This window comes from Streptomyces sp. NPDC093600, assembly GCF_044764755.1.
GTDB lineage: Bacteria > Actinomycetota > Actinomycetes > Streptomycetales > Streptomycetaceae > Streptomyces.
The window spans coordinates 1-15102 of sequence record NZ_JBIWIU010000014.1; the positions used below are offsets into that span (position 1 = coordinate 1).

The 15102-nt window shown below is 71.0% G+C and carries 15 protein-coding genes; 3 read left to right on the plus strand and 12 right to left on the minus strand.

Annotation, left to right across the window (positions count from 1 at the left end; genetic code table 11):
• Positions 1 to 135: 135 nt before the first annotated feature.
• Positions 136 to 2187, minus strand: coding sequence for an APC family permease (locus ACIRB4_RS27430; RefSeq protein WP_403294872.1), 2052 nt, complete (start codon positions 2185 to 2187; stop codon positions 136 to 138).
• A 236-nt stretch (positions 2188 to 2423) separates the two neighbouring features.
• Here ACIRB4_RS27430 and ACIRB4_RS27435 point away from each other — a divergent pair, with 236 nt between their 5' ends.
• Both ACIRB4_RS27435 and ACIRB4_RS27440 read left to right on the plus strand, forming a co-directional pair.
• Positions 2424 to 3092, plus strand: coding sequence for a potassium channel family protein (locus tag ACIRB4_RS27435; RefSeq protein WP_403294873.1), 669 nt, complete (start codon positions 2424 to 2426; stop codon positions 3090 to 3092).
• On the plus strand, positions 3092 to 3772 hold the full coding sequence (locus ACIRB4_RS27440) for a potassium channel family protein (RefSeq protein WP_403294874.1): 681 nt from the start codon (positions 3092 to 3094) through the stop codon (positions 3770 to 3772). The genes ACIRB4_RS27435 and ACIRB4_RS27440 overlap by 1 nt, the downstream gene beginning before the upstream one ends.
• A gap of 111 nt (positions 3773 to 3883) precedes the next feature.
• Here the strand turns inward: ACIRB4_RS27440 and ACIRB4_RS27445 are convergent, their stop codons facing one another.
• The 7 genes from ACIRB4_RS27445 to ACIRB4_RS27475 form a co-directional block, all read right to left on the minus strand.
• On the minus strand, positions 3884 to 4618 hold the full coding sequence (locus ACIRB4_RS27445) for a DUF3159 domain-containing protein (RefSeq protein ID WP_356897280.1): 735 nt from the start codon (positions 4616 to 4618) through the stop codon (positions 3884 to 3886).
• A gap of 3 nt (positions 4619 to 4621) precedes the next feature.
• The gene (locus tag ACIRB4_RS27450; RefSeq protein ID WP_356897278.1) at positions 4622 to 5020 is read right to left on the minus strand and encodes an OB-fold nucleic acid binding domain-containing protein; all 399 of its coding nucleotides are present in this window, start codon (positions 5018 to 5020) and stop codon (positions 4622 to 4624) included.
• A gap of 80 nt (positions 5021 to 5100) precedes the next feature.
• Positions 5101 to 5784, minus strand: a complete 684-nt coding sequence (locus ACIRB4_RS27455; protein WP_403294876.1) for a response regulator — start codon at positions 5782 to 5784, stop codon at positions 5101 to 5103.
• 128 nt (positions 5785 to 5912) lie between these two features.
• Positions 5913 to 8492 (minus strand): ATP-binding protein, encoded by a 2580-nt coding sequence (locus ACIRB4_RS27460; protein WP_403294877.1) that lies wholly within the window; start codon positions 8490 to 8492, stop codon positions 5913 to 5915.
• Between the two features lie 147 nt (positions 8493 to 8639).
• Positions 8640 to 9419, minus strand: a complete 780-nt coding sequence (locus tag ACIRB4_RS27465) for a DUF3710 domain-containing protein (RefSeq protein WP_403294878.1) — start codon at positions 9417 to 9419, stop codon at positions 8640 to 8642.
• 1 nt (position 9420) lies between these two features.
• Positions 9421 to 9933, minus strand: coding sequence for a dUTP diphosphatase (gene dut, locus ACIRB4_RS27470; protein ID WP_356892814.1), 513 nt, complete (start codon positions 9931 to 9933; stop codon positions 9421 to 9423).
• Positions 9933 to 10517, minus strand: coding sequence for a PaaI family thioesterase (locus ACIRB4_RS27475; protein WP_403294879.1), 585 nt, complete (start codon positions 10515 to 10517; stop codon positions 9933 to 9935). Before ACIRB4_RS27475 ends, dut begins: the two co-directional genes overlap by 1 nt.
• Before the next feature lie 58 nt (positions 10518 to 10575).
• Between ACIRB4_RS27475 and ACIRB4_RS27480 the strand changes: the two genes are divergently transcribed.
• Complete coding sequence (locus ACIRB4_RS27480; RefSeq protein ID WP_403294880.1) at positions 10576 to 11109, plus strand: DUF3093 domain-containing protein; 534 nt, start codon at positions 10576 to 10578, stop codon at positions 11107 to 11109.
• A gap of 42 nt (positions 11110 to 11151) precedes the next feature.
• Here ACIRB4_RS27480 and ACIRB4_RS27485 read toward each other — a convergent pair whose 3' ends face one another.
• From ACIRB4_RS27485 to ACIRB4_RS27500, 4 genes are all read right to left on the minus strand, one after another.
• Positions 11152 to 12141 (minus strand): hypothetical protein, encoded by a 990-nt coding sequence (locus ACIRB4_RS27485; protein ID WP_403294881.1) that lies wholly within the window; start codon positions 12139 to 12141, stop codon positions 11152 to 11154.
• Positions 12142 to 12153: 12 nt separating this feature from the next.
• Positions 12154 to 12450, minus strand: a complete 297-nt coding sequence (locus ACIRB4_RS27490; protein WP_003955561.1) for a DUF4193 domain-containing protein — start codon at positions 12448 to 12450, stop codon at positions 12154 to 12156.
• A 396-nt stretch (positions 12451 to 12846) separates the two neighbouring features.
• On the minus strand, positions 12847 to 14082 hold the full coding sequence (locus ACIRB4_RS27495; RefSeq protein ID WP_403294882.1) for a sensor histidine kinase: 1236 nt from the start codon (positions 14080 to 14082) through the stop codon (positions 12847 to 12849).
• A gap of 3 nt (positions 14083 to 14085) precedes the next feature.
• The gene (locus ACIRB4_RS27500; protein ID WP_132914883.1) at positions 14086 to 14739 is read right to left on the minus strand and encodes a response regulator transcription factor; all 654 of its coding nucleotides are present in this window, start codon (positions 14737 to 14739) and stop codon (positions 14086 to 14088) included.
• Positions 14740 to 15102: the final 363 nt, after the last annotated feature.

A 15102-nucleotide genomic window follows, 5' to 3' on the forward strand; every position in this document is an offset into this window, starting at 1 on the left:
GGCCCGGGGGGGCGCCGCCCCCCCCCCCACGCGCCCCCCCGCCCCCCCCCAAAACCATAATCGTGGGGCTTTACGGGGCGGCCCCCCGGCCCCCCGGGGGGGGGGGGGGGGCGCCCGCCCCCCCCCCCCACCAGTCTACGTGTCCTTGCCGACCGGTTCCTTCGGCCGTTTCTCGACCGGGCCGCGGCGCACCGAGCCCGGCGCGTTCCAGTCCTGGCGCTTCCGCTCCCGCTTCTTGGCGACCTCGGAGGACCGCAGCTGGTACGGGACGGACGTCACCATCACGCCGGGGGTGAAGAGCAGCCGGCCCTTCAGTCGCAGGGCGCTCTGGTTGTGGAGGAAGTGCTCGTACCAGTGGCCGACGACGTACTCGGGGATGTAGACCGAGACGGCGTCCCGCGGGCTCTCCCGGCGGATGTTCTTCACGTACTCGATGACCGGCCGGGTGATCTCCCGGTACGGCGAGTCGAGGATCTTCAGCGGCACGTTGATGCCCCGCCGCTCCCACTCGGCCTTGAGCGCCTTGGTCTCGGCCGGGTCGACGTTGACGCTCAGCGCCTCCAGCTCGTTGGCGTGCAGCAGCTTGGCGTAGGCGAGGGCGCGCAGCGTCGGCTTGTGCAACTTGGAGACCAGGACGACGGAACGGACCCGCGACGGGCGTACGTACTCGTCGGGGCGCTCCTCGGCGGCCGCGATCTCCTGCGCCACGGAGTCGTAGTGCCGGCGGATCGCGGTCATCGTGCCGTAGAAGATCACCATGCCGAGCAGCGCGACCCAGGCGCCGTGGGTGAACTTGGTGGCGAGGACGACGACGAGGACGAGGCCGGTGAAGAAGGCGCCGAAGGTGTTGATCGCGCGGGAGCGGATCATGCGTCGGCGCTGGACCGGGTCCCGCTCCGTCTTCAGGTGCCGGTTCCAGTGCCGGACCATGCCGATCTGGCTGAGGGTGAAGGAGACGAAGACGCCGACGATGTACAGCTGGATCAGCTTCGTCGAGTCGGCTCCGTAGACCCACACCAGCAGCGCTGCGGCGCCGGCGAGGAGCACGATGCCGTTGGAGAAGGCGAGCCGGTCGCCGCGGGTGTGCAGCTGGCGGGGCAGGTACCGGTCCTGGGCGAGGATCGAGCCGAGGAGCGGGAAGCCGTTGTACGCGGTGTTGGCGGCCAGGAAGAGGACGAGCGCCGTGGCCGCGGCGAGGACCACGAAGAAGAAGGTGCCGTCGCCGAAGACGGCGGCCGCGACCTGGGAGATCACCGGGTCCTGGACGTAGTCCTCGCCGACCGGGACGCCGTTGTGCAGCAGGTCGATGGCGGGGTGCTCGGCCATTCGTACGTCGGTGGCCATCGCCAGGAAGATGATGCCGCAGAACATGGTGACGGCCAGGCCGCCCATCAGGGCGAGCGTGGTGGCCGCGTTCTTCGACTTCGGCTTGCGGAAGGCGGGGACGCCGTTGGAGATCGCCTCGACACCGGTGAGGGCGGCGCAGCCGGAGGAGAAGGCGCGCAGCAGGAGGAAGAGCAGGGCGAAGCCGGCCAGGCCCTCCTGCTCGGGCTTGATCTCGAAGTCGGCCGTGGGGGCCCTCATGGTCTCGTCGAGGACGATGCCCTGGTACGCGCCCCACGCGATCATGATGAAGACGCCGGCGACGAAGACGTACGTCGGGATGGCGAAGAGGCTTCCGGACTCCTTCACCCCGCGCAGGTTCATCAGGGTCAGCAGCACGATGACGCCGACCGCGCAGGCGACCTTGTGCTCGACGACGAACGGAATGGCCGAGCCGAGGTTCTCGATGCCGGAGGAGATGGAGACGGCGACGGTCAGGACGTAGTCGACGAGCAGGGCGCTGGCGACGGTCAGTCCGGCCTTCGGGCCGAGGTTGGTGTTGGCGACCTCGTAGTCGCCGCCGCCGCTGGGGTAGGCGCGGACGTTCTGCCGGTAGGAGGCGACGACCGTGAACATCAGGACCACGACGGCCAGCGCGATCCACGGGCTGAAGTGGTACGCCGACAGACCCGCGATCGACAGGACGAGCAGCACCTCACCCGGTGCGTACGCCACCGAGGACAGCGGGTCGGAGGCGAAGACGGGGAGTGCGATGCGCTTCGGAAGGAGGGTTTCCCCGAGCCTGTCGCTGCGCAGGGCCCGCCCGATCAGGATCCGTTTGGGCACGTCGGTCAGTTTGGACACGCAGAGGATCGTAAGCGTTCGAAAAGCGCCACGCCCACCTGGCACCCCCCGATCCGCACGGAATCTCCGTGGGCGCCCCCTCGGATGCGGTCCTGGCCATCGTTGACGCATAAGCTCGGACCGGGCAGCACGGCAGGGCGCTGCCCGCCCCAACCCGGGCAAGTCGGGTGAGGAAAGTTGTGAGCAGGGTGTTTTCGCAGGTCGGCAAGGCGATCAGGAGTGCGGGGTAAGGGGACGTGCACATCGTCATCATGGGCTGCGGGCGAGTGGGAGCCGCTCTCGCGCAGACCCTGGAGCAGCAGGGGCACACCGTCGCCGTCGTGGACCAGGACCCGACGGCTTTCCGCCGTCTGGGGTCCGGCTTCGGCGGGCGCCGGGTGACCGGCGTCGGCTTCGATCAGGACACGCTGCGTGAGGCGGGGATCGAGGAGGCGGGTGCCTTCGCCGCGGTGAGCAGCGGCGACAACTCCAACATCATCGCGGCCCGGGTGGCGCGCGAGATGTTCGGCATCGAGAACGTGGCGGCGCGGATCTACGACCCCCGGCGCGCCGAGGTCTACCAGCGTCTGGGCATTCCGACCGTGGCGACGGTCCGCTGGACCGCCGACCAGATGCTGCGGCGGCTGCTGCCGTCGGGCGCGGAGCCGCTGTGGACCGACCCGAGCGGCGGCGTGCAGCTCGCCGAGGTGCACACCTCCCCCGCGTGGATCGGCCACAAGGTGAGCAGGCTGCAGGACGAGACGGGCGTGCGCGTGGCGTTCCTCACCCGGCTGGGCGAGGCGGTCATCCCGTCCTCGCAGACGGTGCTGCAGGAGGGCGACCTCGTGCACGTGATGATGCGTACGGACGAGATCGACAAGGTCGAGGCGGCCTTCGCCGAGGGGCCTGAGGAGGGCGGTCACTGATGCGTGTCGCTATTGCGGGCGCGGGTGCGGTGGGCCGGTCCATCGCGGGCGAGCTCCTGGAGAACGGCCACGAGGTGCTGCTCATCGACAAGGCGCCGACCGCCATCTCGGTGGAGCGGGTGCCGCAGGCGGAGTGGCTGCTCGCCGACGCCTGTGAGATCACGTCGCTGGACGAGGCGGCGCTGCAGCGCTGCAACGTGGTGATCGCGGCGACCGGTGACGACAAGGTGAACCTGGTCGTGTCGCTGCTCGCGAAGACCGAGTACGGCGTGCCGCGCGTGGTCGCCCGGGTGAACAACCCGAAGAACGAGTGGCTCTTCAACGAGTCGTGGGGCGTGGACGTCGCCGTGTCGACGCCGCGTCTGATGTCGGCCCTGGTGGAGGAGGCGGTGAGCGTCGGCGACCTGGTCCGGCTGCTGCGCTTCAGCCACGGCGACGCCAACCTCGTGGAGCTGACCCTGCCGCCTGAGTCGGCGATCTCGGGGACGCCGGTGGGCGATGTGGCCTGGCCGCAGGACACCTCCCTGGTGACGATCATCCGCGGCTCGCGGGTGCTCACCCCGAGCCCGGAGGAGACCCTGGAGGCGGGCGACGAGCTCCTCTTCGTGGCCGCCCAGGCGCGCGAGGAGCAGCTGGAGGACCTGCTGTCGGTCCGCCGCGACGAGCCCGCGGCGGGCTGAGGGTACGGCCGGCGGTACGGAGCCGGTACGGCGGTACGGAGAAGGGCCCGGGACCTGGTCGAGGTCCCGGGCCCTTCCGCGTACGTACAAGCGGCTCGTACGCGCGTGTCTCTACGCCTCCGGGCGCTGCGCCGCTGCCGCCTTGCGGGCTTTCTCGGCCTCCTCCTCCGCCTCCATCTCGGCGAAGACGTCGATCGGCGGCGGGGCCTTGGACAGGAAGACCCAGGTCAGGTACACCGCGAGCAGGAAGGGCGGAATCTTCAGCGCGACCAGGACCCAGCCGAACTGCGTCGTGTCCGCCCACCAGTACAGCGGGAAGAGGATCGCGCACTTGCCGAGCAGGATCAGGCCCCACGCCCAGCTCGCCTTGGCGTACGCCTTCTTCCGGCCGGGGTTACGGGTGCGCCAGGAGAGGTTCTCCTTGAAGACCGGGCCCAGGATCAGGCCGATCAGCGGCACGCCGGCGAGGGTGGTGATGATGTACGCGAGGGCGAGGCCCAGGGTGTACAGCATGCCGGGGAGGTAGAAGTCCTTGGCGTTGCCGGTCATCATCGCGAAGACCACGCCGAAGGCCACGCCGAAGACGCCGCTGAAGGCGTGCTTGACGGTGTCCCGGCGGATCAGCCGGACGGCGACCAGGACCAGGGAGACCGCGAGCGCGGCGATCGCGGAGAGGTGGAGGTCCTTGTTGATCGTGAAGATCGTGACGAAGAGCAGTCCCGGCACGACCGTCTCGACCATGCCCCGAACGCCGCCGAACGCCTCGAACAGCGCCGCCTCGGTGACCTCCTTCGGGGCCTGGGCCTGGGATTCCTGATCCTTCGTCGGCTTGTCGAGGGACGTCACCGGCTACTCCTGTCCGAGCGGTCGGAGCTCGTATTTGGGGTTGAAGAGGACGCGCCGGCCGTGGCTCATGGAGACCCGTCCGGAGGCGATCAGCTTGCGGCCCGGCTCGATGCCCACGATGGACCGCCTGCCCAGCCACACCACGTCCAGCGGGGCCGTGCCGTCGAACAGCTCGGCCTCGAGGGCCGGCACACCGGCCCGCGGGCGCAGAGTGACCGTGCGCAACGTACCAGTCACCTTGACTATCTGGCGGTCGGAGCAGTCGCAGATACGCGTGCACCCCGAGGCCTCGGTGTCCTCCTGGAGCTCGACGGACTCCAGCTCCTCCTGCGAGGTGGACAGCCGGTCGAGCATCCGGCGGAAGCGCCCGGCCGGCTTCCCTGTACGCGGTGCAGCACTCATACCGAAAGCCTACCGGCCCCCACCGACGGCGGAACCGCCACGGACCGCTGCCCGTACCGCTGCCCGGACCCGTGCTCGGATCAGTGCTCGAAGCGGTAGCCCATGCCCGGCTCCGTGACGAAGTGGCGCGGGTGCGACGGGTCGGCCTCCAGCTTGCGGCGCAGCTGCGCCATGTAGACCCGCAGATAGTTCGTCTCGGTGCCGTACGACGGGCCCCAGACCTCCTGGAGGAGCTGCTTCTGGCTGACCAGGCGGCCGCTGTTGCGGACGAGCACTTCGAGGAGGTGCCACTCGGTGGGCGTGAGGCGGACGTCCTTCCCGTCCCGGTGCACCTTCTTGGCGGCGAGGTCGACCGTGAAGCTCTCGGTCTCGACGACCACGACCGCGTCGTCGCCGCCTACCGGCTCGGCCCTGCGGACGGCGGCGCGCAGCCGGGCCAGGAGCTCGTCCATGCCGAAGGGCTTGGTGACGTAGTCGTCGGCGCCCGCGTCCAGGGCCTCGACCTTCTCGTCGGAGGTCTGCCGCGCCGAGAGCACCAGGATCGGCACCCGCGTCCAACCGCGCAGCCCCCTGATGACCTCGACGCCGTCGATGTCCGGCAGTCCGAGGTCGAGGACGACCACGTCGGGATGGCGCTCGGCGGCGAGCCGGAGGGCGGTGGCGCCGTCGGGCGCCGCGTCCACCTCGTACTTCCGTGCCTTGAGGTTGATCACCAGCGCGCGGACGATCTGCGGCTCGTCGTCGACGACGAGAACCCGGGTCATCGAAGGCATCCTTCTCTCTGCGTGTGTCTCTGAGGGTCTCTCTGCACAGGTCTCTGGGGGTCTCTCCGCGTGTGTCTCCGCAGGGTCTCTCCGGCCGATCGACCGGGCGGGGCGGGGGACGGCTGCCGTCAGGAGACGACCCGCGCGGGCGGGCCGGCGGCAGGCGGGCCGGCGGTGGGCGGGCCGGCGGTGGGCGGGGGGAGCCGCTCCGTCACGGCCTTGAGGGTGAGCGTCATGGTGAGCCCGCCGCCGGGCGTGTCCTCGGCGGTGAGGGTGCCGCCCATGGCCTCGACGAAGCCCCGGGCGACGGCGAGCCCGAGGCCCACACCGGAGCCGCGCGGCGCGTCGCCGAAGCGCTGGAACGGCTCGAAGATGCCGTCCTTGCTCTCGTCGGGCACCCCCGGGCCGCGGTCGACGACCCGCAGCTCCACCCGGTCGCCCAGCGCGCTGGCGGCGGCGGTCACCGGCACGCAGGGCGGGCTGTACTTGACCGCGTTCTCGACGATGTTGGCGACGGCGCGTTCCAGGAGCCCCTTGTCGACCTCGACCATCGGCAGGGTCTCGGGAATGTCCAGGCCGACGCTGCCGTCGGGGACTCCGCCGAGCGCCATCGGCACGACCTCGTCCAGGTCGATGGCGCGCAGCAGCGGGGTGACGGTGCCGGTCTGGAGCCGGGACATGTCGAGGAGGTTCCCGACGAGGTGGTCGAGGCGGTCCGAGCCCTCCTCGATGCCGGCGAGGAGTTCCGCCCGGTCCTCCTCGGACCATTCGACGTCGTCGGAGCGGAGTGAGGAGACGGCTGCCTTGATGGCGGCCAGCGGGGTGCGCAGGTCGTGGCTGACCGCGGCGAGCAGGGAGGTACGGATCTTGTTGCCCTCGGCCAGTTTGCGGGCCTCCTCGGCCTCCCCGACGAGCCGCTGCCGGTCCAGCACCACCGCGGCCTGCGCGGCGAACGCGCCGAGTACGCGCCGGTCCTCGGCGGGCAGGGCGCGGCCGACCAGGGCGAGCGCGAGGTGTTCGCCGACGGGCATGTCCACGTCCGCGTCCTCGGGGCGGGCGACGGGGCCCGCGCCGACGCTGGCCGCGCGCCGCCATGGCTCGACGTCGCTGTCCCGTTCCAGCAGGGCCACCGACTCCATGGAGAAGGTCTCCCTGACGCGTTCGAGCAGGGCCTCCAGACTCGACTCCCCGCGCAGCACGCCGCCGGCGAGATAGGACAGCACCTCGGACTCGGCGCGCAGCCGTGCGGCTTGGTGGGTGCGGCGGGCCGCGAGATCGACCACCGACGCCACCGACATGCCGACGCCGAAGAAGACGGCGATCGCGACGATGTTCTTGGGGTCGGCGACGGTGAGGTGGTACAGGGGCGGCGTGAAGAACCAGTTGAGGAGGAAGGAGCCGAAGGCGGCGGAGGCGAGCGCCGGGAACACTCCGCCGAGCAGGGCGGAGGCGACCGTGAGCGCCAGGAACAGCAGCATGTCGTTGGCCAGACCGAGGTCGGCGTCGGCATGGGTGAGGAGCAGGGTCAGCAGCGCGGGGCCGCCGACGCCGACGAGCCAGCCCCAGATGATCCGGGAGCGGCCGAGGCGGGCGCCGCGGGCGACGGGGAGTCCGCGTCCCTTGGCTGCCTCTTCGTGGGTGACGATGTGGACGTCGAGGTCGGGGCCCGACTCGCGGGCGACGGTCTGGCCGACGCCGGGGCCGAACACGTACTGCCAGGTCTTGCGGCGGCTGGAGCCCAGGACGATCTGGGTGGCGTTGACGCCCCGCGCGAACTCCAGCAGTCCGGAGGGGATGTCGTCGCCTATGACGTGGTGGAACGTTCCGCCGAGGTCCTCGACCAGGGTCCGCTGGAGCGCCAGCTCCTCGGGCGAGGCGGCGGTGAGCCCGTCGCTGCGGGCGATGTAGACGGCGAGCACCTCGCCGCCCGCGCCCTTCTCCGCAAGCCGGGTGGCGCGCCGGATGAGGGTGCGTCCCTCGGGGCCGCCGGTGAGGCCGACGACGATCCGCTCGCGGGCCTGCCAGGTGGAGCGGATGTTGTGCTCGCCGCGGTAGTGCCGGAGGTACTCGTCGACCCGGTCGGCGGTCCACAGCAGCGCCAGTTCACGCAGCGCGGTCAGGTTGCCGGGCCGGAAGTAGTGGGACAGGGAGGCGTCGATCCTGTCCGGTTTGTAGATGTTGCCGTGGGCCATCCTGCGGCGCAGCGCCTCGGGCGACATGTCGACCAGCTCGATCTGGTCGGCGCGGCGGACGACCTCGTCGGGGACGGTCTCGCGCTGCCTGACCCCGGTGATCCTCTCGACGACGTCGCCGAGCGACTCCAGGTGCTGGATGTTGACCGTCGATATGACGTCGATCCCGGCGGCGAGCAGCTCTTCGACGTCCTGCCAGCGCTTGACGTTGCGGGAGCCGGGGACGTTGGTGTGGGCGAGCTCGTCGACGAGGGCGACGGCGGGCCGCCTGGCGAGGACGGCGTCCACGTCCATCTCGGTGAAGGCGGCGTCCCGGTGGACGAGGGAGCGGCGCGGGACCTGTTCCAAGCCGTGCAGCATCGTCTCCGTACGCGGGCGGTCGTGGTGCTCGACGAAGGCGACGACACAGTCCGTACCGCGTTCGACGCGACGGTGCGCCTCGGAGAGCATGGCGTACGTCTTGCCGACGCCGGGAGCCGCACCGAGGTAGATCCGTAGCTTGCCGCGTCCACCCATGGCTCGACCTTACGTCCAGCGAAACGGACGTTCTGTACGGGTGACGCCGCCCCGGGACCGTATTGACGGCATTCTGGCGCGCGGAAGGCCGGTGGGCCGTGTCCCGTACGTGGTGTACGGGGCACGGCCCACCGGCCTTGCCGTGATTCAGCGGACCTCGGTGATCTCCGGTCCGCGCTGGAGCTGGCCCATGCCTCCGGAGAAGCGCGAGCCCTCCTGCTCCTCCTGCTGGATGCCCTCGGGCACCATCTGGGCGTCGTTGGGCAGCTTGAGGACGATGGGGTCGCGCGGGGCCATCGGCCCGTCGCCCCGGACGACCACGGTGTCCCGGAAGATCTGCTCCAGGAGACCGGCGGCCTCGGGCTGCACCGCGCCCTGCCCGGAGATCACTCCGCGCAGGAACCAGCGGGGCCCGTCGACGCCGACGAAGCGCACCAGCTGTACGCCTCCGGTGCCGTCGGGCAGCTGCACCGGGACCTGGGCCCGCAGCTCCCAGCCGAGGGGGCCCTCGACCTCGTCGATGACACCGCCCTGCTGGGTGATGCCGGAGGCGATCTCCTCGCGGACCTCGCCCCAGATGCCTTCCTTCTTCGGCGCCGCGAACGCCTGCAGCTGCACGGCGCTGTCCCGCAGGACGACGGTGGCCGCGACGATCGCGTCGCCCGCCACCTCCACGCGCAGCTCCATGCCTTCGACGCCGGGCACGAAGATGCCGCCCAGGTCCACCCGGCCGTCCTCGGGACGGGAGACCTCGGAGATGTCCCACGGCCCGTCGGGGCGGGGCGCCGGCGGAAGGTTCACCCGACGCGGCCGGCCCGCCGCGTCCTCGCCGTCACGGGGTTCGACCTCGTCGACGACCTGCTCGGCCTCGCCCGCTGCGTCCGCCACGCCGTCAGCGGAACCACTCTTCTTGCGACGTCCGAACACGTCACTGTCCTTCCCGGTCGGATACGACCGAAGCGTATCGATTCCCACCCGTTGTGCCGTCCACGGCGGCGTGACCGCCGGTGGAACCGAAGCCCCCCTCGGCCCGCGCCGAGCCGGGAAGCTCCGCCACCTCGTGGAAGCGCACCTTCTCGACCTGCTGGACGACCAGTTGGGCAATCCGGTCGAACCGCTCGAACCGCACGCTCTCGCGGGGGTCCAGATTGACCACGATCACCTTGATCTCTCCACGGTACCCGGCATCCACCGTCCCCGGGGCATTCACCAGCGCGATACCCAGCCGAGCGGCCAGACCGGAGCGGGGGTGCACGAAGGCGGCGTAGCCGTCGGGCAGGGCGATGGAGATACCGGTGGGGAGCACGATCCGCTCGCCGGGGGCCAGGACGGCCGCCTCGGTGGTCACCAGATCGACCCCCGCGTCGCCGGGGTGGCCGTAGGCCGGGATGGGTACGTCCGGGTCCACTCGCCGGATGAGTACGTCGACAGGGTTACGCATCAGGGGTTCACCTCGAAGGCGCGGGCGCGCCGGACCTGGTCGGGGTCGGACATGGCCGCCTGGATCTCCTCCGGCCGGCCGTTGTCGATGAAGTGGTCGACCTTGACCTCGATGAAGAGGGCGTCGGCGCGGACGGCGACGGGGCCCTCGGGCCCGCCGATCCGGCCGGTCGCGGTCGAGTAGATCTTCCGCCCGCGCACGGCGGTGACCTCGGCCTGCAGATGCAGCACCGTGCCGACCGGGACGGGCCGCGCGAAGTCGGTCTCCAGCCGGCCGGTGACGGCGATGACCCGCAGCAGCCAGTTGAGGGAGCCGAGGGTCTCGTCGAGCGCGGTGGCGAGGACGCCGCCGTGCGCGAGGCCGGGGGCGCCCTGGTGGTCGGGGGTCACGGTGAACTCGGCGGTGACGGTCACGCCCTCGCCGGCCCGTGCCTCCAGGTGGAGACCGTGGGGCTGTCCGCCGCCGCACCCGAAGCAGTGCTCGTAGTGCGCGCCGAGCAGCTCGCCGGGGGCCGGAGCGTCGGGGTGGCGTACCGGCGGTATGGCGTCGGCCGGCGGGGTGAGGGCGGCAGATGTTGCAGTCACAGCCGCAGACCTTACCCGCGCGGATAGGGGCGGGTCGCGCCGTGCCAAGCTTGGAGGCATGCAGCCTTCCGTACCGTCCTCCGCGCCGTCGTCCGCGCCGCGTTTCGACGAGCGTCTGACCGCTCCCCGCTCCTGGTGGGTGATCGTGGCCCTGCTGGCGCTCTCGGGCGGTCTGGTCATGTTTCCGCTGGGCACGGTCCCGACGCTGTGCGGAGTGATCGGGGCGGGCGCGCTGGCGGCCGCCGCCGTCTCCTCGTACGGCTCCGCCCGCATCCGGGTCGTCGCCGGGTCCCTGGTCGCGGGCGACGCGCGGATCCCGGTGTCGGCGCTGGGGACGCCGGAGGCGCTGGACGCGGAGGAGGCGCGCGCGTGGCGCACGTTCAAGGCCGATCCGCGCGCCTTCATGCTGCTTCGCAGCTACGTCCCGGGCGCGGTCCGGGTCGAGGTCACCGACCCGGCGGACCCTACGCCGTACGTCTATCTGTCCAGCCGCGACCCGCGGGGTCTGGTGGCGGCGCTTGAGGCCGCGCGGGAGCGGAGCGGGGACACGGAGGCGCGGGACGCGTCGGCGCAGGGCGGCGCTCCGGCCTAGGAGGGGCGCCTCGGCCTGGGACGGCGCCTGGCGTCCTGCTCCCTAGATGCCGATCTCCTTGGGGTTCTCGGGCTGTTCCAGCGGGGGCAGTCCCTCCAGGGCGTCCCAGGGGACCTGGCGTCGCCGCAGGTCACCGCGGACGTGTTCGGCGAGCTTCTTGGTGTCGCGGCGGTTCATCACCGCGCCGACGGCGGCGCCGACCATGAACGGCATCAGATTGGGCAGATTGCGCACCATGCGCTTCATGATCTGCTGGCGCAGTTCGCGCTTGAGCTGGCCCCCGAGTGCGGCGTTGAGGGTGGTCGGCTTGGTGGGGTCGATGCCCCGCTCCTCCGTCCAGGAGGTCAGATAGGCCGTCGACCGCTGGGTGAGCGTGCCGGGCGGCCGCAGGCCGTACACCTCGTGCAGTTCGGCGATGAGCTTCAGCTCGATCGCCGCGACCCCGGTGATCTCGGCGGCCAGTTCGGCCGGCATCGCGGGAGGTACGGGGAGCATGGCGGCGGCGCCGACGCCCGCGCCGACGGTCGAGCTGGCGTTGGCCGCGCCCGCGACGAGCCGGTCGGCGATCTGTTCGGGGCCGAGGCCCGGGAATTGGCGGCGCAGGGTCGCCAGGTCCCGTACGGGAACGCGCGGGGCGATCTCGATGAGCCGGTCGGCGAGGTGGCCGATCCCGGCCTTGGCGCTCCGGCCGCCACGCTTCACGCCGCGTTTGACGGCGTCGATCCGCGCGGGGTCGAGTTTCATGCGGTCGAGCGTGACGCGCGCCGGGTGGGCCGCGCGCTTGACGGCGTCGAGGCGCCCGTGGCGCGCCTCCTGCCGCTCCGTCGGTGCCGACCGGGAGGTCGGGGCAGCTTCGAGCGAGGCCGAGGGGCCTCGCCCGTCGTCACGCGCGCCGAGGGAGGGCAGGTGGGCGGTGTGCTCGGCGTCGGGGGCCTGCTGGGCACCCGCTGCCGGGCCGGGGCCGCCCTGATCGGCCTCCGGCTTCCGATGAAGCCGGAAGCGTCGCTTCCGGGACGGTGTGTCGCCTGCCACGGCCGTCCGATCTCAGTCGCAGTCGCGGCAGATCGGCTGGCCGTTCTTCTCCCGAGCCAGCTGGCTGCGGTGGTGCACGAGGAAGCAGCTCATGCAGGTGAACTCGTCGGCCTGCTTGGGCAGGACCCGGACGGCGAGCTCCTCGTTCGAGAGGTCCGCGCCGGGCAGTTCCAGGCCCTCTGCGGCCTCGAACTCGTCGACGTCGACCGTCGAGGTCGACTTGTCGTTCCGGCGGGCCTTCAGTTCCTCAAGGCTGTCCGAATCGACGTCGTCGTCGGTCTTGCGTGGGGTGTCGTAATCCGTTGCCATGTCGCTCTCCCCCTCTGGGTGGTTGCGGTGTCTCCAGCGCACGTAACGCGTGAGAGGCCGGACTTGTGCCCGACCCGAGGCGGAGATTTTGCCTCACATCAAGGTCTGTTACTCAATCGACACCCAGCCCGCCCTCTCACGAGTGATCGGCTTTGGGTGGCGAACGGGACCGTACACGGTCCCTCGGCCGTCCTTCACGGGCGCCACCCCGTGTACTTCCCGTCATCAAGGCCCCCGGAAACCCGGACTTTTCCTGGTTTTCCGATGGAATTCCCGATCACGGAGAGTAGAGAGGCCTGTGTGGTTTCCTGTGATCGATCACACAGGGGCGTCTCAGGAACGGGCCCCGGGAATTCCGCGCAAAGCGAACGGAACCCGGCGGGTACTCGAAGTGTGTCAGATCGGGAGAGTGACACGCATCACGAGACCACCGCCGTCCCGGGGCTCCGCGATGATACGCCCGCCGTGGGCGCGCGCAACCGAGCGGGCGATCGACAGGCCGAGCCCGACCCCCTTGTCGCTCCCGGTGCGTTCCTGCCGCAGCCGTCTGAACGGCTCGAAGAGGTTGTCGATCTCGTACGCCGGGACCACGGGTCCCGTGTTCGAGACCACCAGGACCGCCTGGCCGTGCTGGGTCTCGGTGGTCACCTCCACCCAGCCTCCCTCCGGGAGGTTGTACCGCACGGCGTTCTGGACCAGGTTCAGGGCGATCCGCTCCAGCAGGACGCCGTTGCCCTGGACGACGGCGGGCCCACGCTCCCCGCGGATCTCCACGCCCTTGGCCTCGGCCTCCCCGTGCACCTGGTCGATGGCGCGCGACGCGACCTCGGCGAGGTCGACGGGCTTGCGCTCGACGACCTGGTTGTCGCTGCGGGCGAGCAGCAGCAGGCCCTCGACCAGCTGCTCGCTGCGCTCGTTGGTGGCGAGCAGGGTCTTGCCGAGCTGCTGGAGCTCCACCGGGGCGCCGGGGTCCGAGAGGTGGACCTCCAGGAGGGTGCGGTTGATCGCCAGCGGGGTGCGCAGTTCGTGCGAGGCGTTGGCGACGAACCGCTGCTGCGCGGTGAAGGCGCGCTCCAGCCGCTCCAGCATCTCGTCGAAGGTGTCCGCCAGCTCCTTCAGCTCGTCGTCGGGGCCGTCCAGCTCGATCCGCCGGGCGAGGTCGGATCCGGCCACCTGGCGGGCGGTCCGGGTGATCCGGCCGAGCGGGGAGAGGACCCGGCCCGCCATGGCGTAGCCGAAGGCGAAGGCGATGATGCTCAGGCCGAGCAAAGCGAACAGGGAGCGGCGCAGGAGGTCGTCCAGAGCCAGGTCCCGCTGGTGCTTCATACAGGCCGTGACGGCCTGGTTGAACTGGTCGCCCGTGCCCGCCTCCGGCAGGTCGCACCAGGAGGTGGTGGGCAGGACGTCACCCTTGACGATCTTGAACGGCAGTTCGGAGGCGCTGAGGCTCAGGGCCTGCGTGGTGAAGAGGTAGATGATCGACAGCAGCAGGATGCCGGCGATCAGGAACATCCCGCCGTAGAGCAGCGTGAGCCGTATCCGGATGGTGGGTCGCAGCAGGGGTCTGACGGGGTCCCGGGGGTCCCAGGTCGGTTTCGGAGGCGTCTGCAGGGGCGCCGGAGTCGCGGCCACCGGTCAGATCCGGTAGCCGGAGCCGGGGACCGTGACGATGACCGGAGGTTCGCCGAGCTTGCGGCGCAGCGTCATCACCGTGACCCGTACGACGTTGGTGAACGGGTCGGTGTTCTCGTCCCAGGCCTTCTCCAGGAGCTGCTCGGCCGAGACGACCGCGCCCTCGCTGCGCATCAGGACCTCCAGGACGGCGAACTCCTTCGGCGCGAGCTGGACCTCCTTGCCGTCACGGAATACCTCACGGCGGTTGGGGTCGAGCTTGATGCCGGCGCGCTCCAGGACGGGCGGCAGCGGCACGGTGGTGCGCCGGCCGAGAGCCCGCACGCGCGCGGTGAGCTCGGTGAAGGCGAAGGGCTTGGGGAGGTAGTCGTCGGCGCCCAGCTCCAGGCCCTCGACACGGTCGCTGACGTCACCGGACGCGGTGAGCATCAGGACGCGGGTGGGCATGCCGAGCTCGACGATCTTGCGGCAGACGTCGTCGCCGTGGACCAGCGGGAGGTCGCGGTCGAGGACGACCACGTCGTAGTCGTTCACCCCGATGCGCTCCAGGGCGGCGGCACCGTCGTACACGACGTCGACGGCCATGGCCTCCCGGCGCAGTCCGGTGGCCACAGCATCGGCGAGCAGCTGCTCGTCCTCGACGACGAGTACGCGCACGTCGTAATTCCTTCCCGCGAGCTCCGGCCCTCGCTGGGGACGGAGCGGTTCCTGAGCACTGACTGTGCGTGTCCATCCTGCCCGGTACGCGCGTAAACCGGCTGTAAGGCAGGGTCCGGCCGGCTCTCGGCGGAGGGTTCCGGGCGCCCCGGCCGACGGCGGCCCGGTGGGGGCGCGCAGGGGCGCACCGGTAGGGCGGCCGGGTGGTGTGCGAAGAATTCACCTGAGTCACGGGCCAGTTGAGGTTTCTGTGAGGAACGCTCTGGGGAGGACGTTCTGCACACCCCGCGATCACGCCCTGTATGTGGCACGCCACTGACCGCTCTGTCCCCCAGAGGTAGCAGCGTGATCCATCCACCCTCG

What these genes read in the sequence shown, in the direction of transcription:
- ACIRB4_RS27455 (WP_403294876.1), bottom strand. Translation starts at nt 5,784, where the DNA reads ATGACCCGGGTTCTCGTCGTCGACGACGAGCCGCAGATCGTCCGCGCG.
- ACIRB4_RS27450 (WP_356897278.1), bottom strand. Translation starts at nt 5,020, where the DNA reads ATGAGTGCTGCACCGCGTACAGGGAAGCCGGCCGGGCGCTTCCGCCGG.
- dut (WP_356892814.1), bottom strand. Translation starts at nt 9,933, where the DNA reads ATGCGTAACCCTGTCGACGTACTCATCCGGCGAGTGGACCCGGACGTA.
- ACIRB4_RS27440 (WP_403294874.1), top strand. Translation starts at nt 3,092, where the DNA reads ATGCGTGTCGCTATTGCGGGCGCGGGTGCGGTGGGCCGGTCCATCGCG.
- ACIRB4_RS27490 (WP_003955561.1), bottom strand. Translation starts at nt 12,450, where the DNA reads ATGGCAACGGATTACGACACCCCACGCAAGACCGACGACGACGTCGAT.
- ACIRB4_RS27460 (WP_403294877.1), bottom strand. Translation starts at nt 8,492, where the DNA reads ATGGGTGGACGCGGCAAGCTACGGATCTACCTCGGTGCGGCTCCCGGC.
- ACIRB4_RS27480 (WP_403294880.1), top strand. Translation starts at nt 10,576, where the DNA reads ATGCAGCCTTCCGTACCGTCCTCCGCGCCGTCGTCCGCGCCGCGTTTC.